The following is a 22,012-nucleotide window of genomic DNA, read 5'->3' on the forward strand; positions in this document are numbered from 1 at the left end:
CCAGTTCAGGTCAGAGGACCCGCCCGAGGTCCTGCCGCACGATCGTCCGCATGCTGTGTTCCGCGAGCGCGGCGATGGTCATGGACGGGTTGCAGGCGCCGGTGGAGCCCGGGATGCGGGCGCCGTCGAGGACGTAGAGACCCTTGTGGCCGAGGACACGGCCGTAGAGGTCGACGGCGTCTCCCATCGGGACGCCGCCCAACGAGTGCCAGGTGGACGGGGCCTGGGCGTTGGTGTCGATCATGAGGCCGCCGCCCGCGGTGGCGATGTCCTGCATCTTGCCGGCGATCAGCGCCTGCAACTCGGCGTCCGTGCCGGTCGGCCAGGTGAGGACGGCGTCGTCGGTGGCGGCGTCGTAGGCCCAGGTGCCCGCGCCGTCGACGATGCCGAAGCCGACCACGGTGAGGGCGGTAACTCCCGTCTGCTGTACGGGTGATCCTGCGTGCACGACCGTCAGCGGGATCGCGCTGCTCGGGTCCCGGCCTCCGACGCAGGCCGGGCCGCCCTGCTGGGTGCCCGCGTCGCCGGTCGGGTTGATCCAGGCCCAGATGCGGTCGCCGTTGTTGCCCCACCCGGTGCCGATGGCGTCGGGCAGGTCCGGAATCAGGTTCTTGGCACGGGACTTGACCAGGAGACGGGTGGTGCCGGGCGAGCCCGCGTTGAGGAAGACCGCGTCCGCGGTGATCCGGATCCGCTCCTGGACGGTGCCCGCGGTGTCGATGCGGTCGACGGACAGCACCCACTTCTTGTTCGCGTCCATCGCGAGGTCGCGGACGACGTGCAACGGCGCGACCTGCACGAGGCCGGTCGACTCCGCCTGCGCGAGGTAGGTGACGTCGATGGAGTGCTTGCCGCCGTTGTCGACGCCGAAGGCGATGTCGCTGGTGGTGTACGTCGGGTCGTACAGACCCTCCAACTCGCCCCGGACGTAAGCCCAGTCGATGGGCAGCGGCACCTTGAACGGGGTCAGGCCCGCCCTCGGTGCGACGTCCTGGAAGAGCCGGGACGACTTGTAGGGGTCGGAGGCGAGCACGTCGTAGGGGATGGTGGAGATGCCCAGCATCCGGGAGACGGTCGGGTAGGCCCAGAGGTTGAGATCGTCGTAGAGGCCCGCCGCCCGGGGGATGGAGGTCGCGAAGTCGGCCTTCGTCGGTTGCAGGGTCATGCCGTGGTACATGATCGATCCGCCGCCGACCGCGGCCCCGCACATGGCGGTCATGCCGTTGCCCACGACGGCTTCGAGCACGCCCGTGTAGGGGGTCCAGGTCTGGGTGCCGCCGCCGACGATGGCGTGGTCGGTGAGCCAGGCGGAGCGGTTGTCCATGTTCGCGAAGCGGCAGAACGTGGTCGCGTTCGGGCCGGTCGGCCAGCGCTTGCCGCGCTCCAACACCAGGGTGGAGACGCCGGCTTGGGCCAGTCGTAACGCGGTGACGCCGCCGCCGAAACCGGTGCCGACGACGACGGCCCGTTCGCGGAGTTCGGTGACGGCGGCCCGGGTCGAGGCGGCGGCCCGGGTCTGTCCGCCGGCGGCCAGGGCGACCGCGCCGAGGGTGGTCGCGCCGAGCAGGCCGCGGCGGCCGAGGGCGGGGCGTGGGGAGGTGTGTTCGGGCATGGGGGGACTCCGGCAACCGTAGGGGGAGTGCGAGTCGCCGGGAGCGTAGCGCGTTTGGACATGGCGCTGTCAACAAATGGAAATGCAATTCTCGGAAGGGAGAGTCACGCTATCGATCGCCTGTCCCCGAAACGTGTGGTGGTTCGGGGTGGGCCCCTTCGAAGTCCGGTGAATTCGATCAGAATCCGATCACCCCCAACTGCCCGGTCCGTACACTCCGTTGCGCCCGCCTGGACGACGATCGGGCCACACGACGGCTCATGGGCGAGGCGCGCAACGCGGGCCGGCTGCACCACCCGAACATCGTGGCCGTCTTCGACTACATCGACGAGGGCACCACCTGCTGGATCGTCATGGAGTACGCCCCCTCCCACAGCCTCGCCCAACTCATGCTGGAGCGCGGCCCGTTGGCGCCCGAGGAGGCCGGGTCGATCGGCTGCCAGATCGCGGACGCGCTGGTGAAGTCGCATCGCGCGGGCGTGGTGCACGGCGATGTGACCCCGGAGAACATCCTCGTCACGGACGAAGGCGTCGTCCGACTCACCGACTTCGGGATCTCCCGGGCCCTGGGCAACGACGCCACGCAGAGCACCACCGGCATCGTGCGCGGCAAACCCCGCTACCTGGCACCGGAGTTGGCGAAGGGGCAGCCCGCCGGCGAGAAGGCGGACGTGTTCTCCCTGGGCGCCTCGCTGTTCGCGGCGGTCGAGGGGCAGTCGCCGTACGGCGAGGCCGAGCACCTCATGACCTATCTGGCCCGGGCCGTCGAGGGACGCAGCGAGCCCACCCGCCGGGCCGGTCAACTCACCGATCCACTGGCCGCGTTGCTGGCGGTGGAGCCCCGGGACCGGCCCGACGCCGCGCACGCCCGGAAGCTGCTGACCCGCGCCGCACCACCGCCCGCGCACATCCAGGAACGGCTGGACGACCGCCGCACCCTGCACCTGGAGTCCTCGACACTCCGGCTGGGCCGGGCGTCCCGCCGCACCCGGGACGTCCTCACCCTCTCGCTGCCGCGCCGCGCACGACGCCGCCCCGTGGCGATCACGGCGGTGTCGCTGGTGACGGCCGCCGCCGTCGCGGGCGGCCTCGTCCTCTTCGGCCCATGGGACTCAGAAGGCGGGCACGACAAGGGTGTTGGCCTGGCCGACGCGAAGCCCGGTCTCAGGGCTGAACGGGCATGGACCAGCAGTTGGAGGTGGTGGCCCTGCCCGCGAGGCGGTCGGTGAGCCAGGAGATCGCGGCGCCCTGGTCGGTGAGCAGGGGCGCGAAGTGGTTGAGGAGCGCGCTGCCGACACTGGGCAGGACGACGGCCTTGTAGGTGACATCACCGCCCAACGCGCACCAGTCGAGGGCCAGTTGGCGGGCCTGCGCGTGCGGGACGAGGTTGTCGCTGACGCCGGTCGCGAGCCGGACGGGTCCGGACGGCTTCAGCGTCCCGATGCGCTGCTCGTCAAGGAACTCCTTCAACGCGGGAGTTGTGGCGATGATGTCGCTGATGGACGACCCGTCGGTGGTCCAACTGCTGCTCCGGGTATAGCCGTAGCCGAGCAACGCGTCCCCGACACACATGGTCGACAGATCGGTGAGCGCGGCCTTCCCGGCATCGTTGAGATGGGCCTCGGCGAGTGGCTTCAGATCCGGGTCGGACTGCAGGAACCCGTTGAGCGACCAGCCGAGCGCGCCCGCGAGTTCGCTGCCGTCGATGGCCTTGGTGACGGAGGTCAGATCGGCGGGCGGGGCACCGGCGTACGTCCCGGCGAGGGTGACGTCGGGGGCGTAGGAGGACTGGAGTTCGGCGGCGGCTGCGGTCGCTCCGCCGCCCTGGCTGTAGCCGTAGAGCCCGACGGGCGAGTCGGCGGTGACCGAGGTGCCGGTCACCGAACGGGCCGCGCGTACGGCGTCCAGCACCGCGTGCGCCTCGTCGATCCGGTTGACGTAGGTGTGCAGCCGGTCGGTGGCGCCGAGCCCGACGTAGTCGGTGACGACGACGGCGACGCCCTTGGCGAGGAGCCGGTAGATCGCCAGATCCTCGTAACCCACCGACACCGTCTGGCTGTTGAGGGACAGCGGATGCTCCAGCCCCATGGACGCGGAGCACTGGTCGCCCTGTCCCAGGGTGCCGGGGGCGACGGCGACGAGGGGGCGCGGGCCGGTGCCGGACCAGTCGGCGGACGGTTCGATGTACGCGCCGGTGACGGCGACGGGCTGCCCGTTCGAGTCCGTGGACTTGTACATCAGCCGGGTCGCGGTGCCGGGCAGGGTGCTGCCGTCGAGGCCGGGCAGGCTCAGGGCGAGGGGGAGGGGCTCGCTGCGGACGAGGGTGCCGTCGGCGGCGGGCAGGGTGCTGGGCGGGTTGTAGAACTCGGGGATGGTGACGCCTCGGGAGATGACCTCGTCCGAGGCGCTGGTTGAGGCGGTCGCGGGGCCGGCGGTCGTGAGGGCGAGGGCCTGGGCGGTGAGGCAGGCGGCCGCGGTGATCGCGGCGGCGAGCAAGTTTCGTTTGCGTGCGGGCATGCGTGCGGGCATGGCGAACCTCCTGTGGAGCGGCCGTCCGGAGAATGGTTCGCCTGGAACTTACCTGCGGGTAAGTTACTCGTGGTACCCGTCGGTAGGTTACGTTTCGGTAATGTGACTGACGGTCAGCCGATTCTGTGAATCGGTTGTCGGCCGGCCGTCATCCCGCCGCAGTCGCAGTCGCAGTCGCAGTCGCAGTCGCAGTCGCCACCGCCACCACCCGCTCAAGCAGCTCGGCCACGGCCTGCGGCTCGCTCACCATCAGATCGGGACCGGTGTCGATGTCCCACAACCGCCCGGCGGCGCGCGCCGGTTGAGGGTCCGCCGGGTCGCGGTACGGCAGCGTCGAGGTGCATACGATCTGGGACTGCGGAAGCGCCCGTACCCCCGCCTCGTCGTGGAGCCGCAGCGGCTGGTCGAAGCATGTCCACGGATGCGGCGTGATCTTCGGCGCCAGCCAGGCGATGTCGTCCGGATCGGTCAACCCGTAGTAGGGCATGGGCCCTTCACCGGGAAAGTTGACGAGCTCGACCCCGTCGACGACCCGCCCCATGGCCCGGGACGCGGCCATCAGCCCCGGTGCCGGTTCGGCGAGGGACTGTCCGTTCGCCGGGGTGGGGGCGCCCTGTCAGTGCCGTCCCATACGCTGCGCTCTTGATCAAGCAGTCCGGATGGAGATGGACGGGGGTAGTCGGGAATGGGCGGAAACCACTGGAGACACACGGGCCCGTATCAGCGCGATCTGGCGGCTGCGTTCCGCCAGGCCCAGGAAGACGAATTGGTTCGGGACAACCACGGCTTCGAGGGCCGGTCCGTCGAGGAGCTGTGGCTCAGCCCGGACTGGCACGAGTACATATTCACGGGCGGCACGGGATCCGTGCTCGACTTCCCCCTCATGATCGAGGCTGAGGACACCGACGACGGCCCGTTCGCGCGACCGCTGACCGATGGGGAGGTGCGTGCGTGGGCTCCCCACGGCCGGCCTACCTTCGAGGAGTGGGCAGCCGCTCTCGATTCCGGACGGTTGGACTTCCCGGGTCGTGCCCAGGGGAACTGCGTAGTGCTCCACCGCGACGGCATTCCCGCGGAGATCGGCTATTGGGGGGTCACCGCCGACTAGTTCTCCAGTTGCCTTCGCGATCGTGCTGCGGATCCGGCGTCGAACCGGTGCGGCCATCGCGTGATCACCAGTTGGTGTGGGGGCGAACGAAGATCGTGCGGCGGTCGCGGACCATTGCGTAGACCCGGCCCGCCGACTGGAGATGTTCGACCAGGCCATGGCCCGGATTGCCGTCCGCTTCAACCGAGTTGAGCCCCGGGCGAGAGCCCGCGCCCATCTGCGAGAACTCCGGGTCGGCGGAGGGGTATTGCGACGACTTCACGGTGGTGAAGGTGCCGTAGTACGGCTGGCCAACGCACAGCCGCATGGCCCTAGCCCCAGGCGTTGTGGCGTTGCGCGTCGAGGGGCGGGTCCGTTGTCAGTGCCTACGGCTATGTTCGCAAGCGCGCGGCCGGCTTCCGGGGGTTCCAGCTCCGTAGGGAATGGTTGCATCCCCGACCTGTCCGGGGGCGGCCCGGAGAGCACGTCCGGGACCCAACCGACGGTCGGGCCTAGCCGATGACCAAGCGGTGACCTGTCAGCGCCGGCCGCGCACGATTTACCTCAGGGGGTAGGTCCCTCACAGGTGTTGCTTGCCCCGGCTGACAAGTCGGCTGATGGCATCGCGAGTTCGCACCCTGAGAGCGTCGAACTCGTCCCTGCTGTCGGCCTTGGGCAGCACCGTGATGTCGGCGAGTACGTCCTCCGCGGCCCGGCCCAGTTCCTCGTCATCCGTAAGCATCTGCACCCGGAACAGGGCCTCTTGGGCGTTGGAGCGCAGGTCGTAGGCCCGGATGCGTACGGTGTCGGCATCCTCCGGCGGTGGTTGCTCGTGCTCACAGAACCAGAGGTGGACCAGGCAACGGCGGTAGTTGATCAGCGCACCGGCGTAGACGGAGTAGGCGTCCAGCCGTTCCTGCCGGAGCTTCTCGCGGCGCGCGAACTGGTGACTCCTGTCGGTGGTGCGCTGCTGGAACGCCAGAGTGATCCCCGAACCGAGCAGAGTCCCCAGGACGGCTATGCCACTGGCGATGATGGTCTCCACACACCAAGCTGATCACGCGGGGCCGTCCTTGGCACGTCGTATGCCCAACCTTGGGGACCTGGCCTCCCCATGCCGGCCAAATGCGTGAGTGGGAGGCCGAGTTATGGGTGAGCAGGGGTTTCACCTGGGCCGTGGGCGGCTGGTCACCCATCCCGCCTGGGTGATGTCAGTCCTTCGTGCCACCATCCTCGCGTGTTGAAGATCCCTGGATATGAAGGCGGACCTCTGGTCGAGGGTGGTGCCCACCTGGACGATGCGTTGTTCTGGCCTGTGCACCTTGGCAGTTGTCTGCGTGGCGAGGACGCGCAACGAGCCGCGTTCGGAGCTGACTGGGACGCGGCAACGCGGCTGTACCAGGTGCTCTCCGCCGAGCGGGAGTGGCCGACGTTCAGCGTGGCTCTCCAATCCGGCCACACCATCCACGTCGTCTACCGCAACTTCGACGGAGACCGGGGCGTGGACTACCTGATCCATCACCCGACCTGGCCGAGAGCGGAAACCCTCGCTGTGGACGACGGTCACTTCATGGGTCCCGGGCTGGCCTGGCCGGAGTTGCTGTGCGCCGCTCGCCAGCCGTCGACAAAGGGTGTCGGCGACCCCAACTCCCGGCTCCTGCTGCTCTTTCCCGCACTCGGCGACGCCCAGCTTCCCGACGACGCGGCTGTTGCCCTCACCACCGCGCTCAGCACGCTCACCTGGATCGAGGAACCCGCCGACGTAGCGGGGATGCTCCTTGAGAACCAGGGCCAATGGGCTCCGGCTCACTGGACGCTGACAGACAGCGTCTGGATCAATGACGGCGGGCACTCGTACCGGAACCCCGGCAACGCCTTCGCTCTGCCCGAGGGCCGCCTTCGAGAGATCAGCAACGCACTGAACGCCGGAGAAGCGAAGGACCACCAGACATCCTGCTGAGGCTCTCGGCTCGGGAAGTCGCGATCGGCTGCGGGAGTTCGGGTGCTGACCTTCGCCGGCGGCGGTAGCGATCGGTTCCTCGTCCACTGCCTCGAACGTAGCCTCCTCGACTGACGGTGTCGCCGGCCCAGGCATCCGCGGTAGCCAACACGCTTTCCCATTCGTCGTACGCGGGTTGGTAGTCCAGCGTCTGGATGCCGGGGCTCAACTGGCTGACGAGTTCACTCAGTTGTTCCCGATGGCCATCGCTCAAGGCGACCTCACCACACGACCGCTCTCGGACTGACGGGCCGCCCCTACGGGTGTCGGCGTCGGCGTTGCCATCGGTCGAGGGTACGGAGACCTCACGTCCGAGAGAGGTGACGGCCTGCGCGGAGCGTCACCATCCCCTCGATTCGTGCGCGGTCGAACGCAGTTGGGATGGCTGCCCTACGGCGACCGGCTCCACCTCATCGGTCCTGCTGCCGTCGACTACGGTGCACCCCCGCGGCGCCGGCGACGGCGACGAGGAAAGTGCCGCCTACTGTCATGGGGAGGTTGGAGGCGAAGGGTCTCAGAGGAGGGTGTTCAAGGACAGCCCGGACGAACGCAATTCCGATCAGGGCGGCTGTCAGGGTGATCGCCCACAAGATCAGTACGAGCAACCATGTGCTCCGGGTGCTCAGCCAAGACGTCATTGGGTCATCATGCACCCGGCACAACGCCGACCACGGTCCCTCCTCGCGAAGAAGTCACGCTCAACCCGGCCTCAGTTACGGCCTGTTGGGCACCCGCTCCCCTCAAGTGCGACCCGCCCCGGCTGGTCGGCACCCGCGAACGGCGCCTCGGAGCCTGCCCGGCGGGCGAGGCACGGCTCGGGGCCCATCACCAGTTACGGCAGCCACAGGGCCCAGGTCGATGACCCGGGCCCTGGCCGTACGTGGGGGCTGGAGCGACCTCAGTCCGTCTCCCCCGGCTTCACCACCGTGCTGACGAAGTTGCCGATCGCGCCCAGCGTCGCCCCCAGCGCCTCGATCTGGGGGAAGTGGGCCGCATCGGCGATCGGGGCGAAGTGGCCGTTGGGGAAGGCGTCGGCGTAGCCGCGGCCGTACTTGAGAGGGGCTATGCCGTCCTCCTCGCCCCAGACGACCAGGACCGGGACCGTGACTCGGTGCAGGCGGCCGCGGAGTTTCGGGTCGTAGGTGAGGTGGTCGCCGCCGTAGATCGCGAGGGTCTTCTGGTTGGCGCCGGCGGCGGCTCGCTGTCCGTCGGTGAAGGAGGCGAAGTCGGGGCGGAACTCGGCCTTGGCGAAGGACAGTTGGCTGATGTCGGAGGGGGCCATGGTGCGCACGTCGACTACGCGGTTCTCGACCATGTGGGCGTGGATGCCCACCGCGTTCAGCAGGGTGAGCGCGCCGATGCGGCCCTGGTTGTCGCGGAGGGCCATTTCCGCCGCGATCCAGCCGCCGATCGAGTTGCCGATCACCATGACGCCCTTGAGGTCCAGCGTGTCGAGCAGGTCCAGGTAGGCGATGGCCAGGTCGGCGACCGTGTCGAAGCGTTCCGGGCGGGGCGTGCCGTCGAAACCGGGGTGGGTCGGTGTCACGACGTACACGTGCTCGGAGAGGGCGGAGGAGATGCCCGCGACTGTCCGTGGGCCCGCGCCGCCGTGGAGCACCAGGACGCCGGTGCCCTCGGTGTTCTCCCCGAACTCCTGGATGGTGACGGTGAGTCCGCCGGGGAGGGCGACGGTGCGGGCGGGGGTGGGGGTGGAGGCAGGGGTGGTCATGGTGAGAGGTCCTTGTCGCTTGTTCCCGCTTGCTGAGAGCTGACTCTCATGAAGGTAGGGGGTCGACTCTCTTTATGCAAGTCCACTCTCATCAAGGTGTTCGCCCAGTGCTGGGCGGGGGTGTGCGAACGCTCTTGGGGTCCGATGACAAGTACTGGGTGAGACCGTCGTCCGGCGGTCGGAAACGGAGACTCGGTGAAACCGGAGCAACCAGATGAACCGGGTGGCCGGCGACGTGGCGCTCTCCACCGTCACCGCCGCCGCGACAGCGCCCAGCGCGACACCACCGCCGAACACGGCCCCGACGCCGAGCACGGCCACCAGGTCGGCTACGGCCGCGATGCCCAACACGGTGACAGCGAGGCTCAGTTGACGCGGTCGGCGCACGGCGACTCGGCGGCCTTCACCCACCTCGTGAAGTCTCATTCCTCCGCCCTGCACGGCTACTTCGCCCGGCGGATGCCCGCCGCGTCGGAGGATCTGCTCGCCGAGACCTGGTTGCAGGCGTTCGCCGCCCGGCGCACGTTCGACCCGGCGCGCGGTTCGGCGCGGGGCTGGCTGTTCGGGGTGGCCCACAACGTGCTCGCCCAGCACCTGCGGCGGGCGGGACGGACAGAGCCCGCGCCGGGTCCGGATGTCACCGACCCCTGGCAGGTGGTGGACCAGCGGCTGGACGCCGCCGCGATGGCCCCCGCGCTACGCCGGGCACTCGCCGAACTCCCTGCCGATGAGCGGGAGTTGCTGCTCCTGATCAGCTGGGAGCAGCTCACCCCGACCGAGGCCGCAGCTGTCGTGGGCATCCCGGCGGGCACCGCCCGTTCGCGGCTGCACCGGGCCCGCGGCCGACTGCGCGACCGCCTCACGCTGCCCCGCCCGGCGGGACGGAACCTGACCGCGACGGGAGACCTCGCATGACCACGTACGACGACACGGAGGCTGACGGTATGAACGAGCGAGGCGCACTGCTGGACTTCCCCGGTGCAGATGAACTGGCCACGGCGGGTCACGTCGAGCCGCTGTCCGAGCGGGCGTTGGCCAGGGTGCTGGCCGAGGTCGAGGCGGCCGTCGCGACGGAAGGGGCGGCCGTAACCACCGAGGGGGCCACCGGCGTTGTCGTCGCGATGCCGGAACGGCGGCTGCTCGGGCGGCAGTTCGGGCGTCGCCGGGCTCTGATCGGGCTGCTGACCACAGCCGCGGTCGCGACCGGCGTGGTGACCTACGCGAACCACGGCGCGACCTCGGCGGGTGCGCACAGCGAGGCCCGCGCGAACACCGCGTCCGTCTTCCTGGACGACATCTCCACGGTGGCCGCCAGCCAGTCGGCCGCCTCGGGGAAGTACTGGAAGATGCGGACGACGGTCGGCGACGAGTACATCTCGCAGTCCATGGACGAGTACGTCGTCAGCGGCGGCAAGGCCGCCAAGAAGGGGCAGCACCCCGACTGGCAGTTCGGGCCGAAGGACCTCGACTGGAACAGCCTGGACCAACTCACCACCGAACCGTCGCAGTTGCTCGCGCTGCTGCAGTCTCCGCCGCGGCCCAAGAGCATCTCGCCCTTCGACCAGGCGGCCAGCCTGCTCACCGAATCTCCGGCGGGCCCGAAACTGCGGGCCGGGGTCTTCAAGGCGATGGCCGGGCTGAAGGGCGTCAAGCTGGTCGGCCAGGTCAAGGACTCTACTGGGCGCGCTGGTACGGCAGTTGAGTTCGCGGAGGCCAAGAGCGTCGGCCGGGTGATCGTCGACCCGAAGACCAGCGCGATCCTGGAGTACACCTTCACGTGGACCGCCGGGCCCAGCAAGGGCAAGGTCACCCACCACACGGTCCTGTCGACGGGCTTCACCGACAAGATCGGCTGATCCGGAACAGGTGGGCGGGGGCATCCTGTCCTCGCCCACCCGTGTCGGCATGGCCATGCCGTTCCCGCCCGGCACCAGCCTCCGGCCATGCGCGGCGCCTCGGTCTCCTCGGGCAGGACCGCACGCCGACTGTTCGGCTCCGAGGGCTCAGCCGGTTCAGCCGGTTCAGCCGGTGAATTCGGCGACGCCGAGAGCGAAGTCCCAGTGGCCGACCCCGTTGCCGGCGAGGCCCACCGTGACCAGGCCCATTCCTTCCAGCCAGTGCGCCATTCCCAGGCCGCCGACGTCCAGCGGGCGTAGCCCGAGACTCTCGACGAATGCGGCCACGTCCGCCTTGGCCTGCGCACTGTCGCCGGCGATGAAGACGTCGGGCCGGCCCTTCTCCAGAACACTGCGGAAGATGGTGTTGAACCCCTTCACCACGGCGGCGCCGGCCGGGGCCACCTTGGCGACTTCCTGCGCGACCGAGGTCTCCTCGCTGTGGGCCAGTCCGTCGAACGTGGCGTTGAAGGGGTTGCTGATGTCGACGATGACCTTGCCCGCGAGAGCGTCTCCGTACTCGGCGACGACCGGCACGACACCGTCGTACAACAGGGCCGTGATGACGATGTCCCCGGCCGGGACGGCGCCCCACGTGCCCGTCGTCGTGCCGCCGCCCAGCGCCCTGGCCAGGTCGTCGGCCTTGGACCCGTCGCGTCCCATGACCTCGACGGTGTTGCCGCCCGCCACCGCGAGCGTGCCGATGGTACGGGCCATGTTCCCCGTACCGATGAGGGTGATGCTGCTCATGAGGTGTGCTCTCTTCCTGGTATCCGAATTGGGTATCTGAATTGGGTATCCGAATGAAATGACGAGTGTTCGGGACGGTGAGTCCGTGTCATTTACCGACTCGTCGCGATGCGGGGCCCGGCCGTCAGCCGGCGGGGAAGTAATGGCCGTTGTCCAAATCGGCGAGCAGGCCGGGCCGAGCGGGTTCCCAGCCGAGGGTCCGGCGGGTGATGAGATGGGACGCCGGGTAATTCTGCGTGACTATGTTCGCGAGGAACCCGAAATATCCCGGCACCATCAGTACGTCCGCGGGAACGCTTGCGACGGGCAGGCCGAGACGGCTGCCGATGGCCTCGGCGATCTCGCGGAACGGGATGCCCCCGTCCCCGACCGCGTGCCAGTATTTGCCGGCCGGCCCCGTCTCCAGCGCCAAGCGGAACAAGGAGGCGACATCGCGGGCGTGTACGGCGTTCCACAGGTTCGCGCCGTCTCCGGGGTAGCCGGCGAAACCCTTCTCCTTCGCGAGCGCGATCAGCGTGGGGAGGAAGCCGGCCCGATCGGTCGTACTGTGCGCGATGTTGGCGATCCGCACGACCGAGGACCGCACTCCCTGCTCGGCGAGGCCGACCACGGTGGTTTCCACGACGTTGCGAGCCCGCAGGGTGCCCTTGTACTCATCGCCGCCGGGAAGGGCCGGGTCGTCTTCGGTGACCGGCCGGCCCAGGTTTCCCGGCGAGCCTATGCTCCCCGCCGCTACCAGCGGCTTTCCGGTTCCCGCGAGTGCCTCGCCGTACGCGAGCATGATCGGGAGCTCCGCGGCGGCCACGGCGTCGAGCCCGCCGGAGGGAAGCAGGTCCTGCCGGTGCGCGACGTGGATGACGCCGTCGGAGTCCGCGGCTGCCTCCTTGAGCCCGTCGAGATCCTGGAGGTCGCCGCGACGCACCTTCGCGCCGAGCGCGGACACCGCCGCCGCGGCGGAGTCCGACCGGGCCAGGCCGGTGACCTCGTGTCCGGCGGCGATGAGCTCGGGGATGATGTACGAACCGGTATGGCCGGTCCCGCCAGTGACGAAAACACGCATGTTGCTGCTCCTTGTGGGTGCGCTCAGCCGAGGATGCTGACGCCGAGGAAGAAGTCGGTGTGGTGGACCCGGTGGGCGACGAGGCCCAGGCTCTCGACGAACACCGACACGCGGGCCTTTGCCGGCCTCTGAATTCTTGTGCCGAATTCGCTCGGCCCCATCAGGTACCTATTCAGGCTGCCACTGGCCCGAGTTGGTGTCCAAGACCTCTTTTGGTCGCGGTGATACCCTGAATGCATCACCGGACCGGGAGGCGCCATGGAACTGGATCTGGACCTGCGCAAACTGCGTTACTTCGTCGCCGTGGCCGACCGTTTGCACTTCGGCCGCGCCGCCGATGAGCTGCATATCGCGCAGCCGGTGCTCAGCCGGCAGATCCGCGCGCTGGAGCAGGATCTCGGCGCCTCGCTGTTCATCAGGGATCGCCACGGCGTAGCGCTGACCGACGCGGGCCGGCAACTGCTGGCCGACGCCGGTCCGCTGCTCGCCTCCACGCACGCGGTCCGCCGCCGGGTGACCGTGGCCGCCCGTGGCAGCCGACGGCTGATGGTCGGTTTCCGGGCCGGCATCCCGGTCATCCCGGCGTCGCGGGCCTTCGAGGCCCGGCACCCGGACGTGGTCGTGGACGTGCAGCGGATCGAAGGGGACGACCAGGCCCCGATGCTGCTCGACGGCCGCATCGACGTCGCCTATGTGCGGCTGCCCATCGACGAGGCCGGGCTGCGCGTCACCCCGCTGTACACCGAGCCGCGGGTGGCGGTGCTGCCCACCGGTCATCGGTTGGCCGGCAAGGAGGAGGTCACCGAGGCCGACCTGGCCGGCGAACCGCTGGTCTGGCATGCCGACCCGAGCACGCAGCCCACCAGGCGCCCGCACCCCAACGCCGGGTACCTGGTGCGCGGGGTGGACGAGACGCTTGAGCATGTCGCGGCCGGCCGGGGCATCTCGTTCCTGGCCCGTTCGGCGACCGTGTTCTCCTCACATCCGGACGTCGTCTACGTGCCCATCCCGGAGCTGGCGCCCGACCAGGTGTGCCTCGCGGTGGCGGCGTCGCGCACCTCGCCGGTGGTCGATGACTTCGTCGCAGCGGCTCAGGCGGCGGCCGAGATCACGGCGGAATGCGGGAACTATGAAATGTGGCAGCTGGGAGGCGATGCCGTTTCCTAGTACTGGGCGTCTTCCTGGTCTGGGCGTCAGGTCATCGTGCCAGGCGTCGGGGAGCGAAGCCGCCAGATCCTCTCAGGTCCCGTGCACGTCCTCCCCGACCATCCCGAACTGCGTGATGACAGCGACGCATCGCCCGTCCTCGTCGTCGAGTTCGAGCGCCGAGGTCGGACCGTGGGCCGCCGCGGAACGCACGACGTGGCACGCCCGGACGGCCGCCAGGTCGATCTCCACCGACCTCTCCGCGAGCGCCGCGAACACCCGCCCGCCTACGGTCCGATCGGTGACGTGGACCCGGCCGGCGCACGCCTGCATGACCGCCGGGGCGAACACCACGACCCCGATGGGCAGTCCGACGGAACAGACGTGGTCGAGGACCGACGCCACCACGTCCACCTCGACCGGCCGGTGCTCGCCGCCGCGACAGCGGTCGAAGGCCGCACGCCGGGCGAGTCCGCCGTCCGCCAACACCGCGTCCAGCTGGGCCAGTTGGCCACCGCGCTCCCACGCCGGAACCTCGGAAGGGCTGACGCTACGGCTGCCCGCGTGCCGGCGTTGACCGTGGGCGCCAGGCCGACCAGCGGCCGGTCCCCCTCTGACAGGAGCCGTCCCTGGTGCACGGTCCGGCCCGCCGCGTCGAGCAGGCGCAACGCGACCGCGCCCGTGCCCTCGTCCCGCGCGATCACCGCCGTGTCGATCCCGTCGCCGTCGAGCCGCAGCGCGATCGAACCCGGCCGGACGGCGAACGTCTCGCCGGGCAGGCTCGGTTGGGCGTAGCCGCCCGCCTGGTCGATCCGGGCGACCGGGCCTCCGGTCACCGCCTGGACGTACTGGAAGAGCGTCGACAGGGTCAGCAGAGTGGCGATGATCACGACCACGACGAGGAACCCGCGCAGGGGGCGCTCTCCCGGTGTTCATCCGGCGGGTGACTTCGAAGCTATGAGTCGGACCGGCCGGATCTCTGGGCCCGAGGCGGCACTTCGCCGTGCTCACCGGTGCTGAGGTACCGGTGACTCTCATCCTCAGGGGCACCTCGGTCCGGGTCGGGCACTGGCTCCGCGGGGCGGGTGAGGGGGCGAAGCCGGGCGCCTGCCGCGCTGAGCACACCGGGCGGGATCGGCTACTTCCGTGCGTCCGCGCAGAGTTCGTTGTCGATCAACGCGTTCTGCGCCATCTCCGTGGACAGGTCGGACGCGCCGTCGCCCGTCGCCTCCATGACCACGGTCCGGCGGCCGTCCGCGCTGACGCCGTCGCGGGTGGTGTAGCCCATCAGGTCGCCGGCGTGGCTGTAGTAGACGCCACCGCAGGTCAGGGGGATCTCCATCAGGCCCAGACCGTAGCGGGCGCCGGGCCAGACGGGGTCGAGGGAGGTGGCTCGTACCGTCGTCTTCATCTCGGCCAGTTGGGCCGGGTGCAGCAGCCTGCCGCCCAGGAGGGCGGAGAAGAAGCGGGTGAGGTCGCTGGTCGTGCTGATCATCGCGCCGGCCGAACCGGCGACCGTCGGGTTGAGGTCGGTGACGTCGATGGTCGGGCCGGATCCGCCGAAGTCCGAGTAACCGTGCAGGTGTTGGCCGGGGATGCGGGACGACGTGTCGGGGGCGGAGGTGTCGCGCAGGCCCAGCGGGCGGATGATGCGCCGGGTGACCTCCTGCTGCCAGGTGTGACCGGTGGCCTTCTGGATGATCATTCCGGCGACGATGTAGTTCGTGTTGGAGTACTCCCAGTCGGTGCCGGGCGCGAAGTCCGGGGCGTGCCGCATGGCGATGCCCACCAGCTGCTGCGGGGTCCAGGTGGTGTACCGGTCGGCCTCGAAGCCGGCCACGGTGGCGATCGCGGGGAAGTCGGCGGTGTAGTTGAAGAGGCCGCTGGTGTGGTTCAGCAACTGCCTTACGGTGATGGCGTTTCCGTCGTTCCCGTTCCCGGACACCGTGTCGGGCAGCCAGTGTTCGACCGTGTCGTCCAGCGACACCCGTCCCTCGCCGACCAGTTGGAGCATCACCGTCGACACGAAGGCCTTGGTGCTGCTCGCCATCCGGAACCTGTCGGTCACGCGGGCCGCCCGGCCCGTGGCGGTGTCGGAGACTCCGGTGGTGGCGGAACGCCGCCCGTCCGGACCCGTCGACTGGGCTACGACGGCGACGGTGCCCGTCCTCTGGATCGCGTCCACGCTCTGCTGGAGCGTGGTGCGCTGCCGGGACTTCGTCGCGCTGGTGCTGTCCTTCGCGCTTGCCGCGGGCGCCGCCAGGCCGAGGCCGAGTGCGGCCAGTGCGGCCACGACGGTGAGGTGACGTGTCGTCAACATGGGCTGTCTCCAGGGGAGTTGGTGGTCCGGCACACCGGACTCGCGGTGTGTTCGGGTGTGTTCACCAACCTAGGGAGACGGCACACGGTGATCGATCCAGCGCGCGGGCCGGTCCGGCGTACAGCCTGCTGTACCAACGCCCGCTCACGGACGGGGTGTTACGCCAGCCGTCGTAGGTCCTCCAAGTAGCGCAGGACGGCTGCCACCCGGCGGTCCACCTGGTCCGTCGGGGACAGGTCGAGCTTGGCGAAGATGCTGCGGATGTGTTTGTGGACGGCGCCGTCGGTGACGACGAGTTTCCCGGCGATGGCGGAGTTGCCCAACCCCTCTGCCATCAGGGCGAGTACGTCCCGTTCGCGGGGGCTGAGCCGGTCGAGACGGGTGTCCTGGCGGGAACGGGTGAAGAGCTGGGCGACGACCTCCGGGTCGATCGCGGTGCCGCCGGCCGCCACGCGGTGCAGCGCGGCGAGGAACTCCTCGACCCGGCCCACCCGTTCCTTGAGCAGATAGCCCAACCCGCTCACCCCGCCGCCGAGCAGCTCCGTCGCGAAGCTCTGCTCCACGTACGCGGACAGCACCAGCACCGCCAGGTCGGGGCGTCGGCGCCGGGCCTCGACCGCGGCGACGATGCCCTCGTCGGTGTGGGTCGGCGGCATCCGTACGTCGAGGATGGCGACGTCCGGTTTGTGGACGTCGATGGCGTCCAGCGCCTCGTCGGGGGTGCCGGCCGTGGCCACCACGTCGAGCCCCTCCGCCCGCAGCAGCAGGGCGAGCCCCTCGCGCAGCAACGCGTCGTCCTCGGCGATCACGATCCGCATGGCGGTCACGCTCCACAGCTCAGGTGGCTCAAGTAGCTCAAGTTCCGCATCGCAGACTCCCGTTGCTCGTCATGGTCCCCAGCTCACCGGCCACAAGGGAGATCCGCGGTCAGGACGGTCGGGCCCCCGGGCGGGCTGGTCAGGGTGAGGTCGCCGTCGTGTGCGGCGATACGGCGGCGGATGCCGGTGAGGCCCGAGCCGCCCTCGGCGTCGGCACCGCCCCGGCCGTCGTCCTCGACGCGCAGGACGAGGCGGTCGCCGGTGCCGCGTGCCGTGATCGTGGCGTGCGCGGCGCCGCTGTGCTTGGCGATGTTGGTCAGGGCCTCGGCGACGACGAAGTAGGCCGTCGCCTCGACGGAGGCCGCGCAGCGTGCGGGTACGTCCACGTCGATCCGGCACGGCACCGCGCAGTCCGCCGCGAGGCCGGAGAGCGCGCCCGCGAGCCCCCGGTCGGCCAGTACCGGCGGCAGGATGCCGCGCGCGACCGTGCGGAGTTCGGCCAGCGCCATCTCGGCGGCGGACTGGGCGCGTTCGAGGAGTTCGTCGGCGCCGGCCGGGTCCCGGGCCACCATGCGGCGGGCGGCCCCGATCAACACGGCCACGGAGACGAGCCTGTTCTGCGCGCCGTCGTGCAACGAGCGTTCGATACGCCGGAGTTCGGTGGCGTGGGCGTCGAGGGCGGCGGCGCGGGTCGCGGTCAACTCCGCCACGCGCAGGGAGAGATCGACGTCGGGACCGGCCGCGAGGAGCCGCCGTCCAGGACCAGACTGGAGCCGGGCCATGCCGGGCGTCAGTCCCAGGATGATCGCGATCCAGCCCACGCCCAGCAGCGCCACGGCGAGGGCGTCCGGCCAGGTGTGCGCGTTGCCGATGCCGAGCGACGTGGCCGTCGTGTTCTCCGGCATGAACGTCCAGTACAGCGGGAACGCGCTGTCCCGCACGGCCGAGATCGGCAGCAGGACACCGAGCAGCCCGAGCAGCAGTCCCAGGGTGGAGTGCCGTAGCAGCCACCGCAGTTCGCGGTGGGTGGTGGGGTCTACGAGGGCGGCCCGCAGCCGGGTGGGCGGGGGCTGCGGGGCTACGACCTCGGGGCCCCAGCGGGCGAGCCGGGCACGTTCCCGACCGGCCAGGGCGTGCAGGGCGCGCAGTGACGCGGGGGCCGCCAGCAGCCCCACCCCGACCACGCTCGTCACGGCGGTGAGGGCCAGCCGGAGCAGCAACAGGGCGGCGAGCAGGGCTGTGTTGAGGCCGGAGGCGAGCTGGGCGACGGCCCGGCCCGCGGTGCTCAGGGCCCGTAGCGCGATCTCTTTGAAGCTCTCGCGCCGGGCGGTCGCTCCATCATCCGCCCCACCACTCGCCTCGCTCGTGCTCGCTGTCATGCGAAGGACCCTATGCCGTGCGGGAGTTCTTCGTGGTGGAGGAAGAGAGGAGTACAGCCTGCTGTACCCCGAACCGGGCGGGCTGCGGGATCGGCCGCGAGGGGTGCTGATCCATAGCGTCGATGACGACAGCCGGACCCCCCGGAACGCACCGTTCAGCACCACGGGAGCAGCCCCCATGCCGCAGCCGACGACCCACCCGACGACCGAGTCGACGACCACCGAACCCGACCGCCTCAGCCCCGGGGACATCGCCCGCACCCTGCTCTGGATCGTGGTCGTGGCCAGCGCGCTCACCAACATGGCGGTCTCCTTCGGCGGTGCCGACACCTGGGTGCACCTGGTGTGCGGCGCGGTCACCGTCCTGTGCGCGGGCACCCTCGTCGTACGCAACCTGCGGGGCCGGCGATGAACACCACAGCCACCGCCACGACCACCGCCGCCATCGCCCTGGAGGGCGTCAGCAAGGCCTACCCCGGAGGCGTACGCGCCCTGGACGACGTGTCGTTGACCGTGGAACGCGGCACCTTCCTCGCGGTGATGGGCCCCTCCGGCTCCGGCAAGAGCACGCTGATGCACTGCGCCGCCGGGCTCGACTCCCCGACCTCGGGCAGTGTCCGTATCGACGGTCACGAGATCGCCGGGCTGAACGAGACCAGGCGCACCCAACTCCGGCGCGAGCGCGTCGGGTTCGTGTTCCAGGCGTACAACCTGATCCCCTCCCTCTCCATCGAGGACAACATCACGCTGCCGCTCCGGCTGGCGGGCCGCACCGCCGACCGCGACTGGCTGCGCACGCTGGTGGAGCGCGTCGGGCTGGCGGACCGGCTGAGCCACCGCCCGGCCGAGCTGTCCGGCGGGCAACAGCAACGTGCGGCCGTCGTGCGGGCGTTGGTGGCCCGCCCGGCGGTCGTGTTCGCCGACGAACCCACCGGCGCGCTCGATCTGCGCAGCGCCCACGAGGTTCTCGACCTCCTCCGCGACCTCGTGAACGACCTGCACCAGACGGTCGTGATGGTCACCCACGACCCGGCCGCCGCCGCCCGCGCCCACCACGTGCTGGTGATGGCCGACGGCCGCGTGGTCGACGCCCTCAAGGCGCCGACCGCCGATGAACTGGCCGCCCGCCTGGTCGAGTTGGGGAGGGTCTGAACCATGTTCCGTCTCGCGATACAGATGGTCGGCCACCGTGTCAGCGCGCTGATCGCCGTGGCCTGCGCGGTCCTTGGCGGCGCGGCGCTGGTCACCGCCACCGGTGTCCTGGCCGAGTCCGGCCTCCGTTCCCACCTGCCCGCCGGGCGCCTCGCCGGAGCGTCCGTCGTGGTCGCGGCCGACCAGGAGTTCCACCCGCCCGGCGACCTCCCGCTCGCGCTCCCGGAACGCCGAAGGATCCCGGCCCAACTGGTCCGCGAACTGGGTGAGTTGCCTGGGGTGACCCTGTCCGTCGGCGACGTCGGCTTCCCGGCCGCTCTCGTCGACGCGCACGGTCGGGTCGTGGCGTCGTCGTCCGGAGATCCTCAGGTGTCGGGGCACGGTTGGTCCTCGACGAAGCTGCTGGCGGGGGCGCGGGTCACCGGCAGCGCGCCGACCGCCTCGGACGAGGTCGCGGTGGACAGCGCCAGCGCCGCGGCGGCCGGTGTCGAGCCGGGCGACCGTGTCCAGGTCGTCGTCAACTCCCGCCCCGCGAGCGACTATCGGATATCGGCGGTAGTCAACACGCCGGACGTCGGCGTCTACTTCGCCGATAGGACGGCCGTAGGTCTGTCCGGTCGGTCCGGCCGTGTCGACCTGGTCGGCCTCCGTACCGCGCCCGGTGCCGAGGCGCGGGTCGCCGCCGAGGTCCGTACGAAGCTGAAGGGCACCGGGCTCCTGACCGTCACCGGGGCCGAGCGGGGGGACACGGCCGCACCCGGCGCCGGAGCCTCGCGCTCGCTGCTCGTGCTGCTCGCCGGGTCGCTGTCCGGGATCGTGCTGCTGATCACCGGGTTCGTGATGGCGAGTGCGCTGGCCGTGGCGATCGGTGGGCAGCGACGGGACCTGGCGTTGATGCGGGCCGTCGGAGCGACTCCGAAGCAGATTCGGCGGTTGGCCGCCGCGCAGTCCACCGTCGTGGCCGCCGTTGCCGTGGCACCAGGGGTGGGGCTCGGGTATCTGCTGGCCGGACAGTTCCGCGGACTGCTCGCGGACCGGGGCGTCATCCCGTCCCAACTCCCCCTGACCTACAGCCCGTTGCCCGCGCTCGCGGCGATCGTGCTGATGCTTCTCGCCGTCCAGGTGTCGGCCCGTTGCTCGGCGTGGCGGACCTCGCGGATGCCGGCCACCGAGGCGGTCGCCGAGTCGCGGAGCGAGCCGCGCGAACCGTCGCGGATCCGGACCCGTGTCGGCGTGGCCGTCATCGTCGTGGCGACGGTGATGTCGGCCCTGCCGCTGTTCTCCCGCACGGTCATCGGCGCCACGGCCACGTCGCTCGCCGGCATCATCGGGGCGATCGGGCTGGCCATGACGGGACCGGCGCTGGTGCGCGGCATCGGCGGTGCGGCGGCGCGCATGACGAGGTCGGGGGCGTCCGCGCCGACCTGGCTGGCGATGGCCAACCTGCGCGCGTACGCCCTGCGCAACGCGGGGATCGTCTCCACGCTGGCCATGGCGGTCGTGTTCGTGCTGACGTACACCTTCACCCAGACCACCGTGCTGGCCGCGACCGCGCAGGACACGAGCGTCGGGACTCTGGCCCAACTACGCCTGAGTGCAGCGGGGTTGGGGGGACTGCCCGAGGACACGCTCGCCGCCGTACGGAAGACGTCCGGGGTGAAGGCCGCCGCGCCCGTCGGGACGACCACGGTGGTGTGGGAGTACAAGGAGTTCGGGGACCCGGCGGTCGACTCGGGTGCCGCGACGATCCTCACGCCGGACGCGGCGGGCGTCCTCGACCTCGACGTACGGGACGGCAGTCTGAGCCGGCTCACCGGCGCGACGGTCGCCGTCAGCGGTGATGTGGCGCGTACGCGTTCCGCGGGGGTGGGGCACACGGTGGATCTGGTGCTCGGGGACGGTACGCGCGTCGACGCCAAGGTCGTCGCCGTGTACGGGCGGGGGCTCGGCTTCGGCACGGTGGTGCTGTCCCACGACCTGGCCGCCGGGCACACGACCACGGCGCTCGACCAGTCCCTCCTGATCCGTACGGACGGCACGGCGAAGGCGCGGCAGAACCTCACGGCCCTCGCCGCCGCCCGCCCCGGCCTGACCCTCGGACCGGCCGACTCCCCTTCCACGGGCGGCCTCAAGGACGCTCCGCCCGAGGTGTGGATCAACCTCGCGACGATCGTGGTGCTCCTCGTCTACCTGCTGCTGAGCATCGCCAACAAGCTGGTCGCGGCCACGGCCCAGCGCCGGGTGGAGCTGGGTGCCCTCCGGCTCAACGGCACGACCCCGCGCCAGATCCGCGCGATGATGCGCCGCGAGGCCGCGATGACGGCGGCCACGGCGCTCACCACGGCTCTGCTGCTCTCCGCGATCCCGCTGGCGCTGCTGGGCCAGGGTTTCCTCGGCCGCCCCTGGCCGGCGGGGCCGGTCTGGCTGCTGCCGGGGCTTGCGCTGACGGTCACGGTGACGGCTTTCCTGACCATCGAACTGCCTACGCGGCAGGCGTTGCGGACACCGCCCGCGGATGCGATCCGCGCGTACTGAG

Annotated in this window: 23 protein-coding genes; 10 read left to right on the forward strand and 13 right to left on the reverse strand. The window is 70.5% G+C overall.

Features of this window, described 5'->3' with window-relative positions:
- Window positions 1-10: 10 nt before the first annotated feature.
- Window positions 11-1,612: a GMC oxidoreductase gene (locus OG226_RS26100; protein ID WP_328681103.1), complete on the reverse strand. Its 1,602-nt coding sequence runs from the start codon at window positions 1,610-1,612 to the stop codon at window positions 11-13.
- Between OG226_RS26100 and OG226_RS26105 the strand changes: the two genes are divergently transcribed.
- Window positions 1,591-2,841 (forward strand): serine/threonine-protein kinase, encoded by a 1,251-nt coding sequence (locus tag OG226_RS26105; protein WP_328681101.1) that lies wholly within the window; start codon window positions 1,591-1,593, stop codon window positions 2,839-2,841. The two genes, OG226_RS26100 and OG226_RS26105, sit on opposite strands and share 22 nt — an antisense overlap.
- On the opposite strand, the gene OG226_RS26110 is transcribed toward OG226_RS26105, so the two are convergent.
- Both OG226_RS26110 and OG226_RS26115 read right to left on the reverse strand, forming a co-directional pair.
- Window positions 2,777-4,129, reverse strand: coding sequence for a lipase family protein (locus tag OG226_RS26110; RefSeq protein WP_329353517.1), 1,353 nt, complete (start codon window positions 4,127-4,129; stop codon window positions 2,777-2,779). The two genes, OG226_RS26105 and OG226_RS26110, sit on opposite strands and share 65 nt — an antisense overlap.
- Before the next feature lie 160 nt (window positions 4,130-4,289).
- Window positions 4,290-4,700, reverse strand: coding sequence for a hypothetical protein (locus OG226_RS26115; RefSeq protein ID WP_329350182.1), 411 nt, complete (start codon window positions 4,698-4,700; stop codon window positions 4,290-4,292).
- A gap of 207 nt (window positions 4,701-4,907) precedes the next feature.
- On the opposite strand from OG226_RS26115, the gene OG226_RS26120 reads away from it, so the two are divergent.
- Window positions 4,908-5,249 (forward strand): hypothetical protein, encoded by a 342-nt coding sequence (locus OG226_RS26120; RefSeq protein WP_328681097.1) that lies wholly within the window; start codon window positions 4,908-4,910, stop codon window positions 5,247-5,249.
- Between the two features lie 64 nt (window positions 5,250-5,313).
- Here the strand turns inward: OG226_RS26120 and OG226_RS26125 are convergent, their stop codons facing one another.
- Together OG226_RS26125 and OG226_RS26130 are read right to left on the reverse strand one after the other, a co-directional pair.
- A complete protein-coding gene (locus OG226_RS26125) occupies window positions 5,314-5,556 on the reverse strand; it encodes a hypothetical protein (RefSeq protein WP_328681095.1) in 243 nt (80 codons plus the stop codon).
- A 252-nt stretch (window positions 5,557-5,808) separates the two neighbouring features.
- Window positions 5,809-6,273: a hypothetical protein gene (locus tag OG226_RS26130; RefSeq protein ID WP_329350183.1), complete on the reverse strand. Its 465-nt coding sequence runs from the start codon at window positions 6,271-6,273 to the stop codon at window positions 5,809-5,811.
- A gap of 192 nt (window positions 6,274-6,465) precedes the next feature.
- On the opposite strand from OG226_RS26130, the gene OG226_RS26135 reads away from it, so the two are divergent.
- Entirely contained in the window at window positions 6,466-7,188 is a 723-nt protein-coding gene (locus OG226_RS26135; protein ID WP_329350184.1) for a hypothetical protein, read from the forward strand.
- Between the two features lie 937 nt (window positions 7,189-8,125).
- Here OG226_RS26135 and OG226_RS26140 read toward each other — a convergent pair.
- The gene (locus OG226_RS26140) at window positions 8,126-8,956 is read right to left on the reverse strand and encodes an alpha/beta fold hydrolase (protein WP_329350185.1); all 831 of its coding nucleotides are present in this window, start codon (window positions 8,954-8,956) and stop codon (window positions 8,126-8,128) included.
- Window positions 8,957-9,151: 195 nt separating this feature from the next.
- On the opposite strand from OG226_RS26140, the gene OG226_RS26145 reads away from it, so the two are divergent.
- Together OG226_RS26145 and OG226_RS26150 are read left to right on the forward strand one after the other, a co-directional pair.
- The gene (locus tag OG226_RS26145; RefSeq protein ID WP_328681088.1) at window positions 9,152-9,871 is read left to right on the forward strand and encodes an RNA polymerase sigma factor; all 720 of its coding nucleotides are present in this window, start codon (window positions 9,152-9,154) and stop codon (window positions 9,869-9,871) included.
- Window positions 9,868-10,812 carry a hypothetical protein gene (locus tag OG226_RS26150; RefSeq protein WP_328681086.1) on the forward strand — a complete coding sequence of 315 codons (945 nt, stop codon included), beginning with the start codon at window positions 9,868-9,870 and terminating at the stop codon, window positions 10,810-10,812. Before OG226_RS26145 ends, OG226_RS26150 begins: the two co-directional genes overlap by 4 nt.
- A 165-nt stretch (window positions 10,813-10,977) precedes the next feature.
- Here OG226_RS26150 and OG226_RS26155 read toward each other — a convergent pair whose 3' ends face one another.
- The 3 genes from OG226_RS26155 to OG226_RS26165 all read right to left on the reverse strand — a co-directional run bounded on the left by OG226_RS26155 (window position 10,978) and on the right by OG226_RS26165 (window position 12,822).
- A complete protein-coding gene (locus OG226_RS26155) occupies window positions 10,978-11,601 on the reverse strand; it encodes an NADPH-dependent F420 reductase (RefSeq protein ID WP_328681084.1) in 624 nt (207 codons plus the stop codon).
- 124 nt (window positions 11,602-11,725) lie between these two features.
- Complete coding sequence (locus OG226_RS26160; RefSeq protein WP_329350187.1) at window positions 11,726-12,661, reverse strand: SDR family oxidoreductase; 936 nt, start codon at window positions 12,659-12,661, stop codon at window positions 11,726-11,728.
- 23 nt (window positions 12,662-12,684) lie between these two features.
- On the reverse strand, window positions 12,685-12,822 hold the full coding sequence (locus OG226_RS26165) for a hypothetical protein (RefSeq protein WP_328681081.1): 138 nt from the start codon (window positions 12,820-12,822) through the stop codon (window positions 12,685-12,687).
- A gap of 103 nt (window positions 12,823-12,925) precedes the next feature.
- On the opposite strand from OG226_RS26165, the gene OG226_RS26170 reads away from it, so the two are divergent.
- The gene (locus OG226_RS26170; RefSeq protein WP_328686411.1) at window positions 12,926-13,828 is read left to right on the forward strand and encodes a LysR family transcriptional regulator; all 903 of its coding nucleotides are present in this window, start codon (window positions 12,926-12,928) and stop codon (window positions 13,826-13,828) included.
- Between the two features lie 72 nt (window positions 13,829-13,900).
- On the opposite strand, the gene OG226_RS26175 is transcribed toward OG226_RS26170, so the two are convergent.
- The gene (locus OG226_RS26175) at window positions 13,901-14,293 is read right to left on the reverse strand and encodes a hypothetical protein (protein WP_329350188.1); all 393 of its coding nucleotides are present in this window, start codon (window positions 14,291-14,293) and stop codon (window positions 13,901-13,903) included.
- Window positions 14,294-14,439: 146 nt separating this feature from the next.
- Between OG226_RS26175 and OG226_RS26180 the strand changes: the two genes are divergently transcribed.
- On the forward strand, window positions 14,440-14,754 hold the full coding sequence (locus OG226_RS26180; protein WP_329350189.1) for a hypothetical protein: 315 nt from the start codon (window positions 14,440-14,442) through the stop codon (window positions 14,752-14,754).
- A 191-nt stretch (window positions 14,755-14,945) separates the two neighbouring features.
- On the opposite strand, the gene OG226_RS26185 is transcribed toward OG226_RS26180, so the two are convergent.
- The 3 genes from OG226_RS26185 to OG226_RS26195 form a co-directional block, all read right to left on the reverse strand.
- Window positions 14,946-16,127 carry a serine hydrolase domain-containing protein gene (locus OG226_RS26185; protein WP_329350190.1) on the reverse strand — a complete coding sequence of 394 codons (1,182 nt, stop codon included), beginning with the start codon at window positions 16,125-16,127 and terminating at the stop codon, window positions 14,946-14,948.
- A 158-nt stretch (window positions 16,128-16,285) separates the two neighbouring features.
- Window positions 16,286-16,945, reverse strand: coding sequence for a response regulator transcription factor (locus OG226_RS26190; protein ID WP_328681074.1), 660 nt, complete (start codon window positions 16,943-16,945; stop codon window positions 16,286-16,288).
- Between the two features lie 83 nt (window positions 16,946-17,028).
- Window positions 17,029-18,324, reverse strand: coding sequence for a sensor histidine kinase (locus OG226_RS26195; RefSeq protein ID WP_329350191.1), 1,296 nt, complete (start codon window positions 18,322-18,324; stop codon window positions 17,029-17,031).
- Window positions 18,325-18,502: 178 nt separating this feature from the next.
- Here OG226_RS26195 and OG226_RS26200 point away from each other — a divergent pair, with 178 nt between their 5' ends.
- The 3 genes from OG226_RS26200 to OG226_RS26210 are packed head-to-tail and all read left to right on the forward strand — an operon-like array spanning window position 18,503 to window position 22,011.
- Complete coding sequence (locus OG226_RS26200) at window positions 18,503-18,736, forward strand: hypothetical protein (RefSeq protein ID WP_328681070.1); 234 nt, start codon at window positions 18,503-18,505, stop codon at window positions 18,734-18,736.
- Window positions 18,733-19,476 carry an ABC transporter ATP-binding protein gene (locus OG226_RS26205; RefSeq protein ID WP_328681069.1) on the forward strand — a complete coding sequence of 248 codons (744 nt, stop codon included), beginning with the start codon at window positions 18,733-18,735 and terminating at the stop codon, window positions 19,474-19,476. The genes OG226_RS26200 and OG226_RS26205 overlap by 4 nt, the downstream gene beginning before the upstream one ends.
- 3 nt (window positions 19,477-19,479) lie before the next feature.
- The gene (locus tag OG226_RS26210; RefSeq protein ID WP_329350192.1) at window positions 19,480-22,011 is read left to right on the forward strand and encodes an ABC transporter permease; all 2,532 of its coding nucleotides are present in this window, start codon (window positions 19,480-19,482) and stop codon (window positions 22,009-22,011) included.
- Window position 22,012 lies beyond the last annotated feature (1 nt).

This window comes from Streptomyces sp. NBC_01261, assembly GCF_036226385.1.
GTDB lineage: Bacteria > Actinomycetota > Actinomycetes > Streptomycetales > Streptomycetaceae > Streptomyces.